Source organism: Cereibacter sphaeroides 2.4.1 (genome assembly GCF_000012905.2).
GTDB classification, from domain to species: Bacteria; Pseudomonadota; Alphaproteobacteria; order Rhodobacterales; family Rhodobacteraceae; genus Cereibacter_A; species Cereibacter_A sphaeroides.
Window position 1 is genome coordinate 2913972 of sequence record NC_007493.2, and the last position, 19091, is coordinate 2933062.

A 19091-nucleotide genomic window follows, 5' to 3' on the forward strand; every position below is an offset into this window, starting at 1 on the left:
ATGCCGCGCAATTTCCGCAGATTTTAGGTCAGCTCCACTGACCCAACCCCTCAGTAGCCTGCCAGCAATGCCGCCAGAGCCACCGATCCCACTGCGATTCGCCACCAGCCGAACAGCGCGTAGCCATGCCGGCTCACATAGCCGAGCAGCCAGCGCACCACGAGAACCGCCGCCACGAAGGCTGCCACGAAGCCTACCGCAATCTCGCCCAGAGCCGAAGCGTCCAGCACGTCGCGGTTCTTGAAGAGGTCGAAGGCGAAGGCGCCGGCCATGGTGGGCATGGAGAGGAAGAAGGAGAACTCCGCCGCCGCGCGCTTGCCCGCGCCCAGCATCAGCCCCCCGACGATGGTCGCGCCCGACCGCGACACGCCCGGCACCATGGCGAGACACTGGATGAAGCCGATCTTCAGCGCCACGTTCAGCGGCAGGTCCATCGCATCGTCATAGCGGGGCTCCGGCGCCATCCGGTCGACGAAGAGCAGCACGATCCCCCCGAGGATCAGCATGGTCGCGATGAGGATCGGCGTCTCGAACAGCACCGCCTTGATGAAGCCGTGCGCAAGCACGCCGATCACCACCGCGGGCAGGAAGGCCACCAGCACCGCCACGAGAAAACGGAAGGCCCTCGGGTCGTGCGGCGCGGCCCGGATCACCGAGACGAGCTTGGCGGCATAGACCGTCAGCACCGCCAGCACCGCACCGAGCTGGATCACCACCTCGAAGCTGCGCCCCGCGCTTTCAAATCCAAGGAAGTGCCCGGCCAGCAGCAGGTGCCCCGTCGAGGAGACGGGAATGAACTCTGTCAGGCCTTCCAGCAGTCCCAGAACAAGAGCGACCAAAGTCGTCGAGTCCAGCATGATCGCTCCGTCTTGTTCGGTCCGGGCTCGGCTCAGGTCTTGCGCAGGTTCCGCGCCGAAGCCTTGATCGAGGCATATTGCCCCGACGGCCGGAAGCTCCAGAGATATTCCGGCAGCACGGCCTCCATCGCGGTGGGCGAGATGCCGAGATCGGCGAGGCCCTTGGCGTCGGGGGCCACGATATTGTCGCGGCGGAGGTTGCGCACCTGATCGCGGGTCAGGGTCTTGTTGGCCAGCAGCCCGAAGGTCGCCGTCTGCACCAGATCCAGCGCGCCGCCGATCAGGTTCGCGACCCAGAAGGGCACGTTCACGATCAGCTTGCGCCGCTCGACCACGCGCAGAAGCATCTTCATCAGGTCGCGGAAGGTCTCCACATCCGGGCCGCCCAGTTCGTAGGTGCCCGGCGCCGCCCGGCCGAGGACGCCCGCCACCGCCGCCTGCGCCACGTCATCGACGAAGACCGGCTGGAATTTCGTCGCGCCGCCGACGACCGGCAGCACCGGACTGAAGCGCGTCATCTGGGCGAAGCGGTTGAAGAAATCGTCCTCGGGTCCGAAGATCACCGACGGACGCAGGATCACCGCCCGCGGGAAGGCCTCGCGCACGGCCGCCTCGCCTGCGGCCTTGGTGCGGCCATAGGCGCTCGGCGACTGCGCATCGGCGCCGATGGCCGACAGCTGCACCAGCGTCTGCACGCCCTCGGCGGCGGCGATCCGCGCCACGCGGGCGGCGCCTTCGGCCTGCACCGACTGGAATCGGTTCTTGCCGCTTTCGGCAAGGATCCCCACGCAGTTCACCACCGCATCCGCGCCGTGCATGACGGCGCGCACCGAGGCATCGTCGCGGATGTTGCAGAAGACGGGCTCCACCTGCCCCACGACACCGTAGGGCTTGACGAACAGCGCCTCGTTCGGACGGCGAACGGCCACGCGCACGCGCCAGCCTTCCTGGGCCATCCGGCGGGCGATGTAACGTCCCACGAAGCCCGACCCGCCGTAGATCGTCACAAGCTTGCTCATCTTCCGTCCTCGCCCGGCATGGTCATCAAAGATTGCCCCTTCCCATAACTTTACGGGGGCTGCGGAACAAGCGCCAATGAGCTTCGCCTTTTTTCGTGACACCCCGTTGACACTGCCGAATCCCCCATATAAATCGCCCCTCACGACACCTGCCCAGGTGGCGGAATTGGTAGACGCGCACGGTTCAGGTCCGTGTGCCGCAAGGCGTGGAGGTTCGAGTCCTCTCCTGGGCACCATCGATCCTTCGTGCCAATTCGAAGGATCAGGCAGTGACAATCCATCTGCATCGCAACGACCTGCCGGACGGTCTCGTCCTCGGCCCGGTCGTGGCCATCGACACCGAGACCATGGGCCTCGACCCGCGGCGCGACCGTCTCTGCGTCGTTCAGCTCTCGGCGGGCGACGGCGATGCGCATCTGGTGCAGATCGAGCGCGGTCAGACCAGCGCCCCCAATCTCGAGCGTCTTCTGACCGACCCGCAGGTGCTGAAGCTGTTCCATTTCGGCCGGTTCGACATCGCCGCGCTGAAGCGGGCCTTCGGCGTGCGCACCGAGCCCGTCTGGTGCACCAAGATCGCTTCGAAGATGGTGCGAACCTTCACCGATCGGCACGGGCTGAAATATCTGTTGCTCGAACTGGTCGGCGTGGACGTCTCGAAGCAGCAGCAGACCTCCGACTGGGGCGCGGCCGAGCTGACGGATGCGCAGAAGGACTATGCCGCCTCCGACGTGCTCCATCTGCACCGGCTCAAGGACGAGCTGGAGGCACGGCTGCTGCGCGAGGGCCGGATGGAACTGGCGCAACGCTGTTTCGATTTCCTTCCCACGCGGGCAGAGCTCGACCTCATGGGCTGGGACGAACCGAATGACATCTTCCACCACTGACTTTCTCGCGACCGCCCGGCGGGTGATCGAGGCCGAGACCACGGCCCTCACGATGCTGGGCGCGAGCCTCGACGACAGTTTCGGCGCTGCGGTCGAGACGATCCTGCGCGCCCGCGGGCGCGTGATCGTCTCGGGCATGGGCAAGTCGGGCCATATCGGGCGCAAGATCACCGCGACCCTCGCCTCGACCGGCACGCCTGCGCAGTTCGTCCATCCGGCCGAAGCCAGCCATGGCGATCTCGGCATGGTCACGCGGGACGATGTCGCGCTGGTGCTGTCGAATTCGGGCGAGACGCCCGAGCTGGCCGACATCATCGCCCACACGCGGCGCTTCGACATTCCGCTGATCGGCGTCGCGAGCCGCGCCCAGTCCACGCTGCTGCGCCAGTCCGACGTGGCCCTGCTGCTGCCGCCCGCCCCCGAGGCCTGCGGCAACGGCATCGTGCCCACCTCCTCGACCACGATGACGCTGGCCCTGGGCGATGCGCTGGCCGTGGCGCTGATGGAGCACCGCCAGTTCACGCCCGAGCATTTCCGCGTCTTCCATCCGGGCGGCAAGCTCGGGGCGCGGCTCGCGCGCGTGGCCGATCTCATGCACCGCGACCTGCCGCTGGTTGCGATGGGCACCTCGATGGGCGAGGCCCTCATCACCATGAGCCGCCTCGGGTTCGGCGTCCTCGGCGTCACCGGACCCGAGGGCCGGCTTGCGGGAATCATCACCGACGGCGACCTCCGCCGTCATCTCGACGGGCTTCTGTCGCTCTCTGTCGAAGATGTGATGACGCGCCACCCTCTCACCATCGCCCCCGACGCTCTGGCCGAGAAGGCCGTGGCGGTCATGAACGGCCGCAAGATCACGTCGCTCTTCGTGGTCGATCCCGAGGGGTCGGGCGCGGCGGAGGGGCTGATCCATATTCACGACTGCCTCCGCGCCGGAGTGGCCTGAGCCATGGCGCCCCCGCGGCCCGACAACCTTCATTCGCGGCTGGTCTCCTGGCTGAAGGTCGTCCTGCCGCTGGCGGCGCTGGCGATCCTGTCGACGCTGTTCCTCGTGGCACGGACCATCAATCCCGACGACGCGATTCCCTATGCCGATGTGGATGTGGCCGACCGGGTCCGCGAGCCGCGGATCACCGCGCCCACCTGGGCCGGGATCACCAGCGACGGTGCGGCGCTCAGCGTCGAGGCCGCCGCGGCCCGTCCGGGACAGTCGCCCGGCGAGGAGGGTCGGGCCGCCGCCCTGCGCGCGCGGATCGACACGCCCGACGGCGCAAGCGCCACGATGGCGGCCGAGACCGGCGCGCTCGACAGCGATGCACGGCTCCTGCGGCTGGGTGGCGGGGTGGAAGTGACCACCTCCACCGGCTACCATCTGACGACCGAGGCGGTGACCGCCGATCTCGATGCGACCGACGTGCGCTCCGACAGCGCGCTCGACGCCACCGGCCCGCTCGGCCGGATCGAGGCCGGCTCGATGCGCCTGACCGAGGATCCCGAAGCCGCCGGCAGCTATGTGCTGACCTTCGGGAATCGCGTGAAGCTGATATACGATCCGAAGAAGTGATGGACGCGATGTCGAGGCGAGAGATGAGGACGATCCTGATGGCGGCGGCGGCCGCGCTTTGGCTGCCCATGGCAGCGCACGCGCAAGGGGCCGAGGTCGCCTTCGGAGGCGGGCTCAAGCAGGACACGACGCTTCCGGTCGAGATCGGATCGGACCAGCTTCAGGTGAACCAGGCCGACGGAACGGCGGTCTTTTCGGGCAATGTCCGCGTCGCGCAGGGGCCGATGCGGCTCGGCGCACAGTCGGTGCGGGTCGAATACGCCCCCGGAGGCGGCGCGATCCGCAGGCTCCATGCCTCTGGCGGCGTCACGCTCGCCAATGGCAGCGAAGCCGCCGAGGCGAAGCAGGCCGTCTACACGATCGAGAGCGGCGAGGTTGTCATGACGGGCGACGTGCTGCTCACGCAGGGGCCTAATACGCTGGCCGGGCAGAAGCTCGTGATCGACCTGACCGCCGGCACCGGCCGGATGGAGGGGCGCGTGCAGACCGTCTTCCAGCCGGGCAAGGCGCCATGAACGTGAAATCGGAGTTCGTCGTGACGCGCGGCGGGTCGGGCCTGCAGGTGGTGGGGCTGCGCAAGAGCTACAAGCGCCGCCCGGTGATCCGCGACGTCACGATGCATCTCGACCGCGGCGAGGTCGTGGCCCTGCTCGGCCCCAACGGCTCGGGAAAGACGACCTGCTTCTATGCCATCGCGGGCCTCGTCAGCCCCGAGGGCGGGCAGGTCATGATCGAGGGCCGCGACGTCACCGCCCTGCCCATGTATCGCCGCGCACGGATGGGGATCGGCTACCTGCCGCAGGAGGTCTCGATCTTCCGCGGCCTGTCGGTCGAGGACAACATCCTTGCCGTCCTCGAGATCACCGAGAAGGACCCGCACACGCGGCGCGAACGGCTCGAGGAGCTGCTCGGCGAATTCTCGATCGCGCACCTGCGGCGGACGCCCGCGCTCGCTCTCTCGGGCGGCGAGCGGCGCCGGGTGGAGATTGCGCGGTGTCTTGCCGCAGATCCGCGCTATCTGCTGCTTGACGAGCCCTTCGCAGGGGTCGATCCGATCGCGGTGGGCGAGATTCGCGGGCTGGTGCACGACCTCAAGAGCCGGGGTATCGGCGTCCTCATCACCGACCACAATGTGCGGGAAACGCTTGAGATTGTGGACAGAGCCTACATCCTGCACGACGGCACCGTGCTCAAGAGCGGCACCACCGAAGAGGTGGTCCGCGACGAAACGGTGAGGCGGGTTTATCTGGGCCAGAACTTCCGCATCTCCTGATGCTTTCGGCTCAGTCGAAGGGCGTGAGCTTGCTGTTGACAACCGCGCGCCAAAAGCAGCCAAATGACCTTGATGCGTGCAGAACCCGCCCTCGCCGCCGATCCGCTCAGGCCCCGCTCTCCGGCCAGGCCTCGTGGATCCCGGCGTTTGCCCGCGTCAGCAATAACAGTCGGCGGGCACCCCGGTCTGGGGCGGACTGGCCTTGCCGAGTCAAAAGGAGGAATCATGCGATACCAGATCAGCGGGAAACAGATCGACATCGGTGAAGCGCTTCAGACTCACGTCAAATCCGAACTTGGCGAGGTGATCGAGAAGTATGCCCAGCGTCCCACCGAGGCGACGATCGTCTTTTCGCGCGTTGCGCATGAACATGTCTGCGAATCCACGATCCATCTGTCGACGGGTCTGACGGCCCAGGCGACCGGCCGTGCGACCGAAATCTACGCCGCCTTCGAGAGCTGCCGCGAGAAGATGGACAAGCAGCTCCGTCGCTACAAGCGCCGCCTCCGCGACCATCACCGCGAGCGGACGGCCCCGGTTGAATTCGGTCCGGGTTCCTCCTATATCCTCGCCGCATCCGAGGAAGCCGAGGATGGTGAGGTCGAGAACCTTCAGCCGATGGTGATCGCCGAGATGGAGACGAAGGTTCCTTCGATCACCGTCGGCGAGGCCGTCATGCAGCTGGAACTCGCCGGCCAGAGCATGCTTGTCTTCCGCAATGAAGGTCATGGCGGGGTGAACGTCGTTTACCGTCGGGATGACGGGAACATCGGCTGGATCGACCCGCGCAACAGCAAATAGCGCGCGCCCGAGGCGCAGGACAAGCGACCGCCCATGGAACTATCCAAACTTCTGATGCCAGGAGCCGTTCGGGTTCTGAGCCAGGTCACGAGCAAGAAGCGCCTCTTCCAGGAACTGGGAGAGGTCGCCGCGCAGGCCTATGCTCTGAATGCGTCGGTCGCCATCGACGGCCTGCAGGAGCGCGAGAGCCTGGGGCCGACCGGCGTCGGGCATGGCATCGCCCTGCCCCATGCCCGGCTCGAGGATCTCGACCGGATCGTGGGGGTGTTCCTGCGCCTCGAGAAACCGCTCGACTATGACAGCGTCGACCGCCAGCCGGTGGATCTGGTCTTCGCCCTGTTCGCGCCCAAGGATTCGGGCGTCGATCACCTGAAGGCTCTGGCGCTCGTCTCGCGCACCATGCGCGACGCGGGCGTCTGCACCAAGCTCCGGTCGAACACCGACCCGGCCAAGCTGCACGCGATCCTCACCGAGACCCGCGCTCCGCAGGCCGCCTGAACGGTCCCGGGGCGGCCCCGTGCCGCCCGTTCTTCATCACATCCTCTGTTTTAGCGAGCGAGATCAACGCGGTGTCCGTCGACCCGTGTGGGCCGGATCTGCGAGAGCGGCCGTGGCCTGCGGGACAGGCGGAGGCCGGGTCCGCAGAGCGGCTCGGGTTTGGCCCTGCCCATCCCGATGCCGGCCTGACCCGGACCTCCGATGCACAAACCATCGTTCAGGCGCAGCAGCGCCGAGGATCCCGCGCGACTGACGCGAAAAAGGCCTGTCTTGTCCGGTCAGGCGGCGCGGAGCGGCAAGGCCGTGTCGCGAACGGCGGTCTCAGCGAACCCGACCGCATCCGGAAATGAAAACGGCCCCCGGGCCGGCGCGTCAGGAACGCCGAACCCGGGGGCCGAACTGCATGTCGGGCGGTTATTGCGCCGCCTTCTCCAGAGCCAGCATGTCGTGCAGGTAGCCCGAGAACTCGTCCCGCAGCTCGGGGCGCGCGAGGCCGAAGGCCACGGTCGCCTGCAGGAAGCCTGCCTTCGAGCCGCAGTCGTAGCGCTGGCCGCGGAAGCGGAAGCCGTAGACCTTGCCGGACTCGTCGATCTCTTCGGCGATCGCATCGGTCAGCTGGATCTCCCCCCCGGCGCCTTCCTTCTTGCGGTTCAGGTTGTTCAGAACCTGCGGCGTCAGGATGTAGCGCCCGATCACGGCAAGATTGGACGGCGGATTTTCCTTCGGTTTCTCGACCATGCCATTGACCTTGACGATCGAGCCCATGTCCTCGGCGACCGAGAGCACGCCATAGGCCGAAGCTTTCTCGGGCGGCACTTCCATCGCGGCCACCATGTTGCCGCCGGTCTGTTCGTAGGCCTCCACCATCTGCTGCAGGCAGGGCTTCTCGGCCGCGATCACGTCATCCGGCAGCATCACCGCGAAGGGCTCGTCGCCGATCAGGCGGCGCGCGCACCAGACCGCATGGCCAAGGCCCAGCGCCTTGTGCTGGCGGACATAGGCGATGGCGCCGCTTTCCATGTTGGTGCTTTCCAGCACGTCGAGCAGATGCTCCTTGCCGGGCTTCTTCAGCGCGGCTTCGAGTTCGGGCGCATTGTCGAAATAATCCTCGAGCGCGCTCTTGCCGCGCGAGGTGACGAAAATGAATTCCTTGATGCCGGCCGCCCGAGCCTCATCGATCGCATATTGGATCAGGGGGCGGTCGACCAGCGTCATGATCTCTTTCGGGATCGACTTGGTCGCCGGCAGAAAGCGCGTGCCCAGTCCTGCGACGGGAAATACGGCCTTGGTAACCTTGTTTGTTGTCATAGCTCTCACTCTGGTTCGCCTGCCCTGATCCGCAGGCACCGTGCAAACTACACGGAGTTGGAACTCGCCGCACCCTATCGCAGCAATATGTCGGCAATTTGGTGCCGGCAGGAAAAGTTCCGTCCTGTGGATAAGATTCTTGCATTCCGGTGCGGGACGGGCAGCGAAACAGCGGCAGCGCTCAAGGGCGCAGACCGCTGAAAAACGGCCACCTCGCTGCGACGTGCGAGGACAAGGCAGCTCGCTGTCGCCCGCCGACCGGTGCGGCCTTCGATAGTACCGGACCGGAACGCCTTGTCGGGCGCCCCATTCCGCACGACCCCGCCGGCCGGGGACCGTATCCTTCGCAGAAGGGATGCGGCATGACGCCGCGGCCGCACCCTCTCCAGCCGGAGGACCGTCAGCCGCGCTGCATCTCGGCCAGCATGGTCTCGATCCGCGCCACATCCTCGGGATTGTTGAGCTCCCAGAACTGACGCCCGCGGGCCTCGACCTCGACGCAGAGCACCGACCGGCCGTTCTCGAGGAAGCGGAGCTGCTCGAGCCCCTCCAGCTCTTCCAGCGGGCCGATGGGCCAGGAAGGATAGGCCGCCAGCGCCGCGGGCCGGTAGGCATAGACGCCGACATGATGGAAGACCGGCGTCTCTTCGGCATCGCCGTAGGCGCGACCGGTGTAGGGGATCACTTCCTTCGAGAAATAGAGCGCGTGGCGCGTGGCGCCGAAGACGGCGGTCGTGCCGCCGACGCGGCCCGCGCGACGGTCGGTCAGAAAGCCGTTCAGCGCCCGCCCGTCGCAGCGCAGCACCGGCGTCGCCACCTCTGCGGAAGGATCCTCGCGCAGGCCCGCCACCAGATCCTCGATGAACCACGCGGGCGTGAGCGGAGCATCGCCCTGCAGGTTCACCACGATCTCGAAGCCCGGCAGCGCCGCCGCCACCTCGGCGCAGCGTTCGGTGCCGTTGCGGCAGTCGGGCGAGGTCATGACCACCTCGGCGCCGAACGCCTCGGCCGCGGTGCGGATGCGGTCGTCGTCGGTCGCGACCACCACGCGGTCGATGCCGCGCACCGCCATTGCCGCCTCCCAGCTGCGGCGGATCAGGGTCTTCTCGGTGCCGTCCGGGTCGCGGAGCGCGACCAGCGGCTTGCCCGGATAGCGGGTCGAGGCGTAGCGGGCGGGGATGGCGATCAGGACGGACATGGGCACTTCCGGATGGGAACGGGGAGGACGGGGCGTCAGGACTTGAGCGTCACGCCCGGCGCGTGGGCGATGAAGAAGGGATTGTCCCAGCCGGACTTGCCGTAGGCGAGCGGCTGATGATCGTCGAACCGCACCACGATCCCGCCCGCGCCGCGCAGCACCGCATCGCCCGCCGCCGTATCCCACTCCATCGTGCGGCCGAGCCGCGGATAGAGGTCGGCCTCACCCGTTGCCACGAGGCAGAACTTCAGGCTCGAGCCCGCGCTCGTCATGTCCTTCACCGCATATTTCGCGATGTAATCGTCGGTTGCCTGATCGCGGTGCGATTTCGAGGCCACCACCATCAGCGCGCCATTGTCGGGCTTCGAGACCGAGAGCCTGCGCAGGTTGCCGGGCTTCGTCTTGTCAAGCGCGCCCGTCTCCTCGACGGCGGTGCCGTCCGCCTGGGTGTAGAAGAGGCGGCCCTTCGCGGGGGCATAGACGACGCCGCGGACCGGCACGCCGTCTTCGACATAGGCGATGTTCACGGTGAAGTCGCCGCGCCGCTGGACGAACTCCTTGGTGCCGTCGAGCGGATCGACGATCAGAAAGGTGCTGGCGCTGAGCCCGTGCGAGTCGGCCTGTTCTTCGGTGATGAGCGGGATGTCGGGATAGGCCGCGCGCAGACCGGCCGAGATCAGCCGGTCGGCGGCCTCGTCGGCCTCGGTCACGGGGCTCGCGTCGGACTTCGCCTTCACCTCGAAATCGGGGCCGTTGTAGACCTCCATGATCCTGTCGCCCGCCTCCAGCGCGAGACGGCGGATGAGGGCGGTCAGATCGTCGTAATTCATGGAAGATCCTCGATGTGGGGAGCGATGCCGGATGCGACCTTATCCCCGCTCGGCCGCCGGACGGCAAGGTTTCCATGCCCGCCCCGGCGGCGGGCCGCAACCGCGCCGAGGCCCCTCACCCGCGGCCTCCGCACTCCAAGCTTGCGTCCCGGCCGGAATGGGCCTATACGCCCTTCCATAGCGGCGCCTCGGCTTCCAAAACCGATGGCTCCACCGATGATCGCAACGGGCCGCTCGGCCCGTTTTTTCGTTTTGGGGGTTCCCATGTCCGACCTCGTCGCCAAGACCGCCATCGACCGCCGCCTCGCCGACATCGTGACGCCGGTGATCGAGGGCATGGGGTTCGAGCTCGTCCGCCTCCGGCTGATGAGCGGCAAGACCCGCACGCTGCAGATCATGGCCGACCGGCCCGACGGCGGCATCGTCGTCGACGAATGCGCCGAGATCTCGACCGCCGTCTCCGCCGCGCTGGACGTCGAGGACCCGATCGAAGAGAATTACACGCTCGAGGTCTCGAGCCCGGGCATCGACCGGCCGCTGACCCGGCTGAAGGATTTCGAGGTCTGGACCGGCTACGAGGCCCGGATCGAGACCACCGAACTCATCGACGGACGCCGCCGCTTCAAGGGCGAGCTGGCGGGCACCGAGGGGGACGAGGTTCTCATCACCATCGAGGACGGCCGCGACAGCTATGTGACCATTGGGCTGAAGTTCGACTGGCTGGCCGATGCCAAGCTCATCCTCACGGAAGAGCTGATCGCCGAGATGCTGCGCCAGAAGAAGGCGTCGGGCAATTTCGACGAAAGCCAGTTCGACGAGATCGAGGAATCGGAAGGCGAGGAGGCCGACGAGGCCGAGCAGCCTCCCACCAAGCACTGACCAACCCGCCACTGACCGTTTACCGGGAGCACGACCATGGCAATCACCTCTGCCAACCAGCTTGAACTGCTGCAAACCGCCGAGGCGGTCGCGCGGGAGAAGATGATCGATCCCGATCTGGTGATCCAGGCGATGGAAGAGAGCCTCGCGCGGGCCGCCAAGTCGCGCTACGGCTCGGATCTCGACATCCGGGTGAAGATCGACCGCAAGACCGGCCGCGCCACCTTCGCCCGCATCCGCACCGTGGTCGAGGACGAGCTGATCGAGAATCACCACGCTCAGGTGACGGTGAAGCAGGCGAGAAGCTATCTCGCGGATCCCAAGATCGGCGACGAGATCATCGACGAAGTGCCGCCGGTGGATCTCGGCCGGATCGCCGCGCAATCGGCCAAGCAGGTCATCCTGCAGAAGGTGCGCGAGGCCGAGCGCGACCGTCAGTATGACGAGTTCAAGGACCGCAAGGGCACGATCATCAACGGCGTGGTCAAGCGCGAGGAATACGGCAACATCATCGTCGACATCGGCCGCGGCGAGGGCATCCTGCGCCGCAACGAGAAGATCGGCCGCGAGAGCTACCGTCCGAACGACCGCATCCGCGCCTATATCAAGGACGTCCGCCGCGAGGCCCGTGGCCCGCAGGTCTTCCTCAGCCGCACCGATCCGCAGTTCATGGCCGAGCTCTTCAAGATGGAAGTGCCGGAGATCTACGACGGCATCATCGAGATCAAGGCCGTGGCCCGCGACCCGGGCTCGCGCGCGAAGATTGCGGTCATCTCCTACGACAACTCGATCGACCCGGTCGGCGCCTGCGTCGGTATGCGCGGCAGCCGCGTGCAGGCCGTCGTGAACGAGCTGCAGGGCGAGAAGATCGACATCATCCCGTGGAACCAGGATCAGGCCACGTTCCTCGTGAACGCGCTGCAGCCGGCCGAGGTCTCCAAGGTCGTGATCGACGAGGAAGCCGGCAAGATCGAGGTGGTGGTGCCCGACGAGCAGCTCTCGCTCGCCATCGGCCGCCGCGGCCAGAACGTGCGCCTCGCGAGCCAGCTGACGGCCCTCGACATCGACATCATGACCGAAGCCGACGAATCGGCTCGCCGCCAGGCCGAGTTCGCCGAGCGGACGAATCTCTTCATGGAGACCCTTGATATCGACGAGATGATGGCCCAACTACTGGTGTCCGAAGGGTTCACGAACCTTGAGGAAGTCGCTTACGTCGATCCCGAGGAACTCCTTTCGATCGATGGGTTCGACGAGGACACGGCCGCCGAGCTTCAGGCCCGCGCCCGCGACCATCTGGAAGAAGCCAACCGCAAGGCCCTGGAATCCGCCCGCGCCCTCGGGCTCGAGGATTCCCTCGCCGGTTTCGAAGGGCTGACCCCGCAGATGCTCGAGGCGCTCGCGAAGGACGGCATCAAGACGCTCGAAGACTTCGCCACCTGCGCGGACTGGGAGCTGGCCGGCGGCTGGACCACGGTGAACGGGCAGCGGGTGAAGGACGAGGGCGTCCTCGAGAAGTTCGACGTGAGCCTCGAGGAAGCGCAGCATCTGGTGATGACCGCACGCGTCATGCTGGGCTGGGTCGATCCGACCGAACTCGCGCCGGAAGCCGAGGAAGAAGAAGAGACGGAGGGCGAGGCCTGAGCCTCGCAGAAGCGATGACTCGCGGAGGCCGGGACGACATGCGGGACGAGCCGGAACGGCGCTGCCTCGCGACAGGTGAGAGCGGGCCCAAGGCGGGCCTCGTGCGCTTCGGCCTCGGCCCCGAGAGCCAGGTGGTGCCCGACATCCTCGGGCGCCTGCCGGGCCGGGGCATGTATGTCTCGGCCGACCGCAAGGCGATCGAGAAGGCGGCGGCCAAGGGGCTCTTCGCCCGGGCGGCGCGCCAGCCGGTGAAGGTGCCGGAAGGACTCGCCGACCTTGTGGAGGCGCAGCTCGCCCGGCGGGTGATCGATCTCATCTCGCTTGCTCGCAAGGCGGGAGAGGCGGTTGCCGGATACGAGAAGGTGAAGGACTGGCTGTCGAAGGACGAGGCGAAAGTTCTCATCCAGGCCAGCGACGGGTCGGAACGCGGCAAATCGAAGCTGCATCCGCCCGAAGGCAAAAGGTCGTTCATCGGCTGTCTGACCGCCCGGGAATTGGGTTTGGCATTCGGCCGTGAACATGCGATACACGGCGCGCTCGCGGCTGGTGGACTCACGACGCGCGTTCAGGATGAAGCGGCCAGACTGGCCGGGCTTCGCGGGCAGATCGGCGGCAGGGCCGCCGGAAGGGATACGAAAGACGCATGAGCGATACAGACGGCAAGAAACCCCTCGGCCTGGGTGGCGGCTCGCGTTCGGGCCAGGTGAAGCAAAGCTTCAGCCACGGCCGCACAAAGAGTGTCCTGGTCGAAACGAAGCGCAAGCGCGTGGTCGTTCCGAAGCCGGGTGCCTCGGGGTCTTCGACCACGACGAGCTCGCCGTCGCATCTCGGCGACCCGGCGAAGCGCCCCGCCGGCATCTCCGATGCCGAGATGGAGCGCCGCCTCGCCGCCCTGCGCGCCGCCAAGCTGCGCGAAGTCGAGGACGCCAAGCGCCGCGCCGATGAAGAGCGCCAGCGCGAGGAAGAGCGCCAGCGCCGCCGCGAGGAACTCGAGGCGAAGGAACGCGAAGAGCGTGAGCGCGCCGAGGCCCTGCGCCAGAAGGCCGAGGACGAGGAACGCGCCCGCCGCGAGGCCGAAGAGGCCGCCCGCCGCGCCGAAGAGGCCAAGCGCGCCCCGGCTCCGGCCGCGCCGCAACCGGCGCCCGCCGAGTCGCGCGCATCCGCGCCGCCGTCGGCCAAGCCCGGCCTGCCGCCCTCGCGCAAGGAGCGTGAGCGCGAGGCCGATCGCGACCGCACGACCAAGAAGGACGACTCGCGTCGTTCGGGCAAGCTCACGCTGAACGAGGCGCTCTCGGGCGAAGGCGGCCGCACGCGCTCGCTCGCCGCGATGAAGCGCAAGCAGGAGAAGGCCCGCCAGAAGGCGATGGGCTTCGGCCACAAGGCCGAGAAGCAGGTCCGTGACGTGCAGCTGCCCGAAACGATCCTGGTGCAGGAGCTCGCCAACCGCATGGCGGAGCGGGCGGCTGATGTGGTCAAGGCGCTCATGAAGATGGGCATGATGGTCACGATGAATCAGTCCATCGACGCCGATACGGCCGAGCTGGTGATCGAGGAATTCGGCCACCGCGCCGTGCGCGTGTCGGATGCCGACGTCGAGCATGTGATCGACACGGTCGAGGACAAGGCGGAAGACCTCCAGCCGCGTCCGCCGATCATCACGATCATGGGTCACGTCGACCACGGCAAGACCTCGCTTCTGGATGCGATCCGCAAGACCAGCGTCGTTTCGGGCGAGGCGGGCGGCATCACGCAGCATATCGGCGCCTATCAGGTGAAGACCGAGAGCGGCGCGGTCCTGACCTTCCTCGATACGCCCGGCCACGCGGCCTTCACCTCGATGCGCGCCCGCGGTGCGCAGGTGACGGACATCGTGGTGCTGGTGGTGGCGGCCGACGACGCGGTGATGCCGCAGACGGTCGAGGCCATCAAGCACGCCAAGGCGGCCAAGGTCCCGATGATCGTGGCGATCAACAAGATCGACAAGCCGGACGCGGACCCGAACAAGGTGCGCACCGACCTGCTCCAGCACGAGGTGATCGTCGAGAAGATGTCGGGCGACGTGCTCGATGTGGAAGTCTCGGCGAAGACCGGCCTCGGGCTCGACGAGCTGCTCGAGAACATCGCCCTTCAGGCCGAGATCCTCGACCTGCGCGCCAACCCGAGCCGGCAGGCGCAGGGTGCGGTGATCGAAGCCAAGCTCGACGTGGGTCGCGGCCCGGTGGCCACGGTTCTGGTGCAGTACGGTACGCTCAAGCGGGGCGACATCTTCGTGGTCGGCCAGCAGTGGGGCAAGGTGCGCGCGCTCATCAACGACAAGGGCGAGCGTGTGGATGAGGCCGGCCCCTCGGTTCCGGTCGAGGTGCTGGGTCTGAACGGCACCCCGGAAGCGGGCGACGTGCTGAACGTCGTCGAGACCGAAGCCCAGGCGCGCGAGATCGCCGATTACCGTGAGAAGGCGGCGCGCGACAAGCGTGCGGCAGCCGGCGCGGCGACGACGCTCGAGCAGCTGATGGCGAAGGCCAAGGCCGATGCCGACGTGGCGGAACTGCCGGTGGTCATCAAGGCCGACGTGCAGGGCTCGGCCGAGGCGATCGTGCAGGCGCTGGAGAAGGTCGGCAACGACGAGGTCCGCGTGCGCGTGCTCCACTACGGCGTGGGCGCGATCACCGAGACCGACATCACGCTGGCCGAGGCCTCGCAGGCGGCGGTCATCGGCTTCAACGTCCGGGCCAATGCCTCGGCACGTCAGGCCGCGAACCAGAAGAGCGTCGAGATCCGCTACTACAGCGTGATCTACGACTTGGTGGACGATGTGAAGAAGGCGGCCTCGGGCCTGCTCAAGGCCGAAGTGCGCGAGCATTTCATCGGCTATGCGCAGATCAAGGAAGTCTTCCGCATCACCGGCGTCGGCAACGTGGCGGGCTGTATCGTCACCGAGGGCGTGGCCCGGCGGTCTGCCGGCGTGCGCCTGCTGCGCGACAACATCGTGATCCACGAGGGCACGCTGAAGACGCTCAAGCGCTTCAAGGACGAGGTCAAGGAAGTGCAGTCCGGGCAGGAATGCGGCATGGCCTTCGAACGCTACGAAGACATCCGTCCCGGCGACGTGATCGAGATCTTCGAGCGCGAGGAGGTCCAGCGCAAGCTGGCCTGATACCGGATACCCGCGGCCCGCTTCGGCGGGCGGCGGGATCCCGAGATTAGAAAGGCCGGGCAGCTGACGCTGCCCGGCCTTTTCGTTCGTCACGAGTTGAGCGCCAGAAGGTCAGGCGGCGCGCTTCGACGGGATCGGGTAACCGACATACGTCTTTTCGTCGACCCTAACCATCACCTTACCATCCGCCATCTGGCCGACGAGAAGGCCCTGAACCGAGACACAGCTACCGATCGTGATCGTCCTGAGCATCTGCTTTCCCCCAAGAAGCAAGTTTCCCCAGTCACAGGTTAGTCATAAAGCGATAAATAAACACTCACGATTTTGGTCGTAGAGCACCTTTGGGGTGCGACATATGAACGATTGAGGCGCTTGTGCCACAGAACCGTTACAGCCAGTCGCGCAGGATGGGGATCAGCGGCAGGTCTGCGGGCGGCATCGGATAGTCGCGAAGCGCCTGTGGCCGCACCCAGGCCAGCGTCTGGCCCTCGCGCGGCTGGGGGATTCCCTCCCACCGCCGGCAGGCGAACAGCGGCATCAGCAGATGGAAGGTCTCGTAGGCGTGGCTCGCGAAGGTGAGCGGCGCAAGGCAGCTCGCCTTCGTGTCGATGCCCAGTTCTTCCTTCAGCTCGCGGATCAGCGCGGCCTCCGGGCTTTCGCCCGGCTCAACCTTGCCGCCGGGAAATTCCCAGAGACCCGCGAGCGACTTGCCCTCGGGCCGCTGGGCCAGAAGCACGCGGCCGTCGCCATCGATCAGGGCCACGGCCGAGACGAGGACGATCTTCACGAGCGGTAGTCGGCGTTGATGTCGATGTAGCGGTGCGTCAGGTCGCAGGTCCAGACCGTGCGGCTGTCGGTGCCGAGGCCAAGATCGACCGCCACCACCAGTTCGGCCTGCTTCATGTAGGCCGCGCCGTCCTCTTCGCGGTAGTCGGGGCTGCGCCAGCCCTTCTCGGCCACGAGGATGTCGCCGAAGCGGATCGAGAGCTTGTCGCGGTCGGCCGCGGCGCCCGACTTGCCCACCGCCATGACGATCCGGCCCCAGTTCGGGTCCTCGCCGGCGATCGCGGTCTTGACCAGCGGCGAATTGGCGATCGCCATGGCGACCTTGTGGGCATCCTCGGCGCTGGCCGCGCCCGTGACCCGGACCTCGACGAATTTCGACGCGCCCTCGCCGTCGCGCACCACCTGCTGCGCGAGATCGAGCATCACCCGCCCCAGCGCCGCCTCGAAGTCGCGCCCGGCCTTCGAGCGCCCGTTGAGCTCGGCAGCGGGGCTCGTGCCGGTGGCGGCGAGCAGCAGCGCGTCCGAGGTCGAGGTGTCGCTGTCCACGGTGATCGCGTTGAAGGTGGCCTCCACCTGCCGCGACAGCATCTTCTGCAGCAGCGGCTGCGGGATCTTCGCGTCGGTGAAGATATAGACCAGCATCGTCGCCATGTCGGGCGCGATCATGCCCGAGCCCTTGGCGATGCCGGCGATCTGGATCGATCCGCCCTCGCCCTCGACCGTGGCCGAGGCGCCTTTCGGGAACGTATCGGTCGTCATCATGGCGCGCGCGGCCATCTCGATGGCGTCTCCCGACAGGCCCTCGACCAGCGCGGGGATCTGCGCGGTGATGCGCTCGTAGGGCAGCGGCTCGCCGATCACGCCGGTCGAGGAGGAGAAGACGCGCTCCACCGGCAGGCCAAGGGCCTCGGCCACGCCGCGGGTCACGGCCTCGACCGCCTCGACGCCCACGGCGCCGGTGAAGGCGTTCGAGTTGCCCGAGTTCACGATGATCGCCGCACCGGCCTCGGAGGCGGCGCCGATCTTGGCCTGACAGTCGAGCACGCAGGCCGCCCGCGTCGAGGAGCGGGTGAAGACGCCCGCCATGGCCGTGCCCGGCGCGAGCCGGATCAGCATCACATCCTTGCGGTTCTGGTAGCGCACTCCGGCCTCGACGGCGGAGAATTCCACCCCGCCGATGGCCGGCAGGGTGGGGAAGGAGGCGGGGGCCAGCGGCGACACCGGCTTGGCGCCCGCGGTCTTCGCTTCGGGCTTCTCGGCCTTCACGCGGGCCTTGAGCTTCGACAGCTTCTTCTTCAGCGACTTCGCTTCGTCTTTCCAGTCCGTCTTGCCCATGCCCGTGCCTCCGGTTCGCGGATCAGTCGAGCAGTTCTTCCTTCCGAAGCGCGGCGGGGTCAATCCCCTCGCCGGGCCGGGTGATCTCGGCCTTGGCCGTCACCTCGTCGATGTGGCGGGCAACCGCCTCCTGCTCGATCTGGCCCGCCAGCTCGTCGCGCATGTCGTCGAGCGAGGGTTTCTCGGCGATCCGGGTTTCGTTCAGCTTGACGAGGTGCCAGCCGAACTGGGTCTGGATCGGGCCCACGACCTCGCCCGGCTTCATCTTCACCACGGCATCCTCGAAGGGCTTCACCATCATGCCGAGACCGAACCAGCCCAGCGAGCCGCCGTTGGCGGCCGCGCCGTCCGAGGAATGCTCCTTGGCGAGCGTGGCGAAGTCGGCCCCGCCGTCGATCTCTTCCTTCAGCTTCTTGGCCTCGTCCTCGCTCGAGACGAGGATGTGCGAGGCATTGTATTCGGTCTGGGGCGCGGCATCGGCAAAGCGCGCGTCGTAGGCGGCCTGCAGCGCCTCGTCGGTCACCGCCCCCTCGACCACGCGGCGCATCGCCACGGCCGACAGGAAGCCACGCTCCTCGTTCTGCAGCGACAGCTGGTCACGCTTCGTCACCGAGCCCTCGATGGACTGGGCGAGCGCCGCCTGCTGGATCAGCTGCTCGAGGATGCCCTTGAAGAGCGCATCGTCGGGCAGGCTCTGATACTGGTCGGGCAGGCCCGCGCGGAGCGCGATCATGTGGCCCAGAGTGATGTCCTGACCGTTCACCGTGGCCACCACCGTGTCGGCCGTCGGCTCATCCGCACGGACCGGAGCGGCCAGCGCCAGCGCGCAGACGGCCGCGACGGACGCACCCCGCCAGAACCTTGCAATGTTCGCCATTCTCACCTTCTCCTGAACGGGCGCGCCCTCGCGCGACGTTGACTTGACCCCTCCATCCCCTTACATCGCTTGGGTCGCGTGAGCCGGGGCCGGGCTGTTCTGCCTTCTAGGAGACTACGGGCGGAGGGGGCAAGGCCGATGCCTCACACGATCATGTCAAGAGGACTTGGCTTGTCAGGAACGA

At 67.2% G+C, this 19091-nt stretch carries 20 protein-coding genes and 1 tRNA gene; 12 read left to right on the forward strand and 9 right to left on the reverse strand.

The features are described from left to right. Nucleotides 1–50: 50 nt before the first annotated feature. On the reverse strand, nt 51–857 hold the full coding sequence (locus RSP_RS14135) for an undecaprenyl-diphosphate phosphatase (RefSeq protein WP_002721584.1): 807 nt from the start codon (nt 855–857) through the stop codon (nt 51–53). A 32-nt stretch (nt 858–889) separates the two neighbouring features. Next, entirely contained in the window at nt 890–1876 is a 987-nt protein-coding gene (locus RSP_RS14140) for a complex I NDUFA9 subunit family protein (protein ID WP_011338750.1), read from the reverse strand. 151 nt (nt 1877–2027) lie between these two features. On the opposite strand from RSP_RS14140, the gene RSP_RS14145 reads away from it, so the two are divergent. The 8 genes from RSP_RS14145 (at nt 2028) to RSP_RS14180 (ending at nt 6896) form a co-directional block, all read left to right on the forward strand. Beyond that, nucleotides 2028–2112: transfer RNA gene (locus RSP_RS14145), tRNA-Leu, on the forward strand. Nucleotides 2113–2145: 33 nt separating this feature from the next. Then, nucleotides 2146–2760: a ribonuclease D gene (locus tag RSP_RS14150; RefSeq protein ID WP_011338751.1), complete on the forward strand. Its 615-nt coding sequence runs from the start codon at nt 2146–2148 to the stop codon at nt 2758–2760. Beyond that, on the forward strand, nt 2741–3706 hold the full coding sequence (locus tag RSP_RS14155; protein ID WP_017139988.1) for a KpsF/GutQ family sugar-phosphate isomerase: 966 nt from the start codon (nt 2741–2743) through the stop codon (nt 3704–3706). Before RSP_RS14150 ends, RSP_RS14155 begins: the two co-directional genes overlap by 20 nt. Nucleotides 3707–3709: 3 nt before the next feature. Beyond that, on the forward strand, nt 3710–4324 hold the full coding sequence (gene lptC / locus RSP_RS14160) for an LPS export ABC transporter periplasmic protein LptC (RefSeq protein WP_011338753.1): 615 nt from the start codon (nt 3710–3712) through the stop codon (nt 4322–4324). Between the two features lie 23 nt (nt 4325–4347). Continuing rightward, complete coding sequence (locus RSP_RS14165) at nt 4348–4839, forward strand: LptA/OstA family protein (RefSeq protein WP_009563197.1); 492 nt, start codon at nt 4348–4350, stop codon at nt 4837–4839. Beyond that, the gene (lptB, locus tag RSP_RS14170) at nt 4836–5597 is read left to right on the forward strand and encodes an LPS export ABC transporter ATP-binding protein (protein ID WP_002721595.1); all 762 of its coding nucleotides are present in this window, start codon (nt 4836–4838) and stop codon (nt 5595–5597) included. The genes RSP_RS14165 and lptB overlap by 4 nt, the downstream gene beginning before the upstream one ends. A gap of 225 nt (nt 5598–5822) precedes the next feature. After that, entirely contained in the window at nt 5823–6398 is a 576-nt protein-coding gene (gene hpf, locus RSP_RS14175) for a ribosome hibernation-promoting factor, HPF/YfiA family (RefSeq protein WP_002721597.1), read from the forward strand. A 33-nt stretch (nt 6399–6431) separates the two neighbouring features. Continuing rightward, nucleotides 6432–6896: a PTS sugar transporter subunit IIA gene (locus RSP_RS14180; RefSeq protein WP_002721599.1), complete on the forward strand. Its 465-nt coding sequence runs from the start codon at nt 6432–6434 to the stop codon at nt 6894–6896. Nucleotides 6897–7310: 414 nt separating this feature from the next. On the opposite strand, the gene galU is transcribed toward RSP_RS14180, so the two are convergent. From galU to cysQ, 3 genes are all read right to left on the reverse strand, one after another. Continuing rightward, a complete protein-coding gene (galU, locus tag RSP_RS14185; protein ID WP_009563200.1) occupies nt 7311–8204 on the reverse strand; it encodes a UTP--glucose-1-phosphate uridylyltransferase GalU in 894 nt (297 codons plus the stop codon). A gap of 400 nt (nt 8205–8604) precedes the next feature. Continuing rightward, nucleotides 8605–9402, reverse strand: coding sequence for a 3-deoxy-manno-octulosonate cytidylyltransferase (locus tag RSP_RS14190; protein WP_011338754.1), 798 nt, complete (start codon nt 9400–9402; stop codon nt 8605–8607). Nucleotides 9403–9437: 35 nt separating this feature from the next. Further along, nucleotides 9438–10232, reverse strand: coding sequence for a 3'(2'),5'-bisphosphate nucleotidase CysQ (gene cysQ, locus RSP_RS14195; protein WP_011338755.1), 795 nt, complete (start codon nt 10230–10232; stop codon nt 9438–9440). A 264-nt stretch (nt 10233–10496) separates the two neighbouring features. Here cysQ and rimP point away from each other — a divergent pair, with 264 nt between their 5' ends. Genes rimP through infB form a run of 4 tightly spaced genes read left to right on the forward strand, consistent with a single transcriptional unit; the run spans nt 10497 to nt 15909 of the window. Beyond that, nucleotides 10497–11111, forward strand: a complete 615-nt coding sequence (gene rimP, locus RSP_RS14200; protein ID WP_011338756.1) for a ribosome maturation factor RimP — start codon at nt 10497–10499, stop codon at nt 11109–11111. 36 nt (nt 11112–11147) lie between these two features. After that, the gene (nusA, locus tag RSP_RS14205) at nt 11148–12755 is read left to right on the forward strand and encodes a transcription termination factor NusA (protein ID WP_002721609.1); all 1608 of its coding nucleotides are present in this window, start codon (nt 11148–11150) and stop codon (nt 12753–12755) included. 14 nt (nt 12756–12769) lie between these two features. Beyond that, nucleotides 12770–13402 carry an RNA-binding protein gene (locus RSP_RS14210; RefSeq protein ID WP_011338757.1) on the forward strand — a complete coding sequence of 211 codons (633 nt, stop codon included), beginning with the start codon at nt 12770–12772 and terminating at the stop codon, nt 13400–13402. Beyond that, nucleotides 13399–15909, forward strand: coding sequence for a translation initiation factor IF-2 (gene infB / locus RSP_RS14215; RefSeq protein ID WP_011338758.1), 2511 nt, complete (start codon nt 13399–13401; stop codon nt 15907–15909). Before RSP_RS14210 ends, infB begins: the two co-directional genes overlap by 4 nt. Nucleotides 15910–16020: 111 nt before the next feature. Here the strand turns inward: infB and RSP_RS22265 are convergent, their stop codons facing one another. From RSP_RS22265 to RSP_RS14230, 4 genes are all read right to left on the reverse strand, one after another. After that, nucleotides 16021–16161, reverse strand: a complete 141-nt coding sequence (locus RSP_RS22265) for a hypothetical protein (protein ID WP_002721616.1) — start codon at nt 16159–16161, stop codon at nt 16021–16023. 136 nt (nt 16162–16297) lie between these two features. Beyond that, nucleotides 16298–16696, reverse strand: a complete 399-nt coding sequence (locus tag RSP_RS14220; protein WP_002721618.1) for a (deoxy)nucleoside triphosphate pyrophosphohydrolase — start codon at nt 16694–16696, stop codon at nt 16298–16300. Further along, nucleotides 16693–18030 carry a bifunctional glutamate N-acetyltransferase/amino-acid acetyltransferase ArgJ gene (gene argJ / locus RSP_RS14225; protein WP_011338759.1) on the reverse strand — a complete coding sequence of 446 codons (1338 nt, stop codon included), beginning with the start codon at nt 18028–18030 and terminating at the stop codon, nt 16693–16695. The genes RSP_RS14220 and argJ overlap by 4 nt, the downstream gene beginning before the upstream one ends. Before the next feature lie 22 nt (nt 18031–18052). Further along, nucleotides 18053–18907: a peptidylprolyl isomerase gene (locus RSP_RS14230; protein WP_002721622.1), complete on the reverse strand. Its 855-nt coding sequence runs from the start codon at nt 18905–18907 to the stop codon at nt 18053–18055. Between the last annotated feature and the right edge of the window lie 184 nt (nt 18908–19091).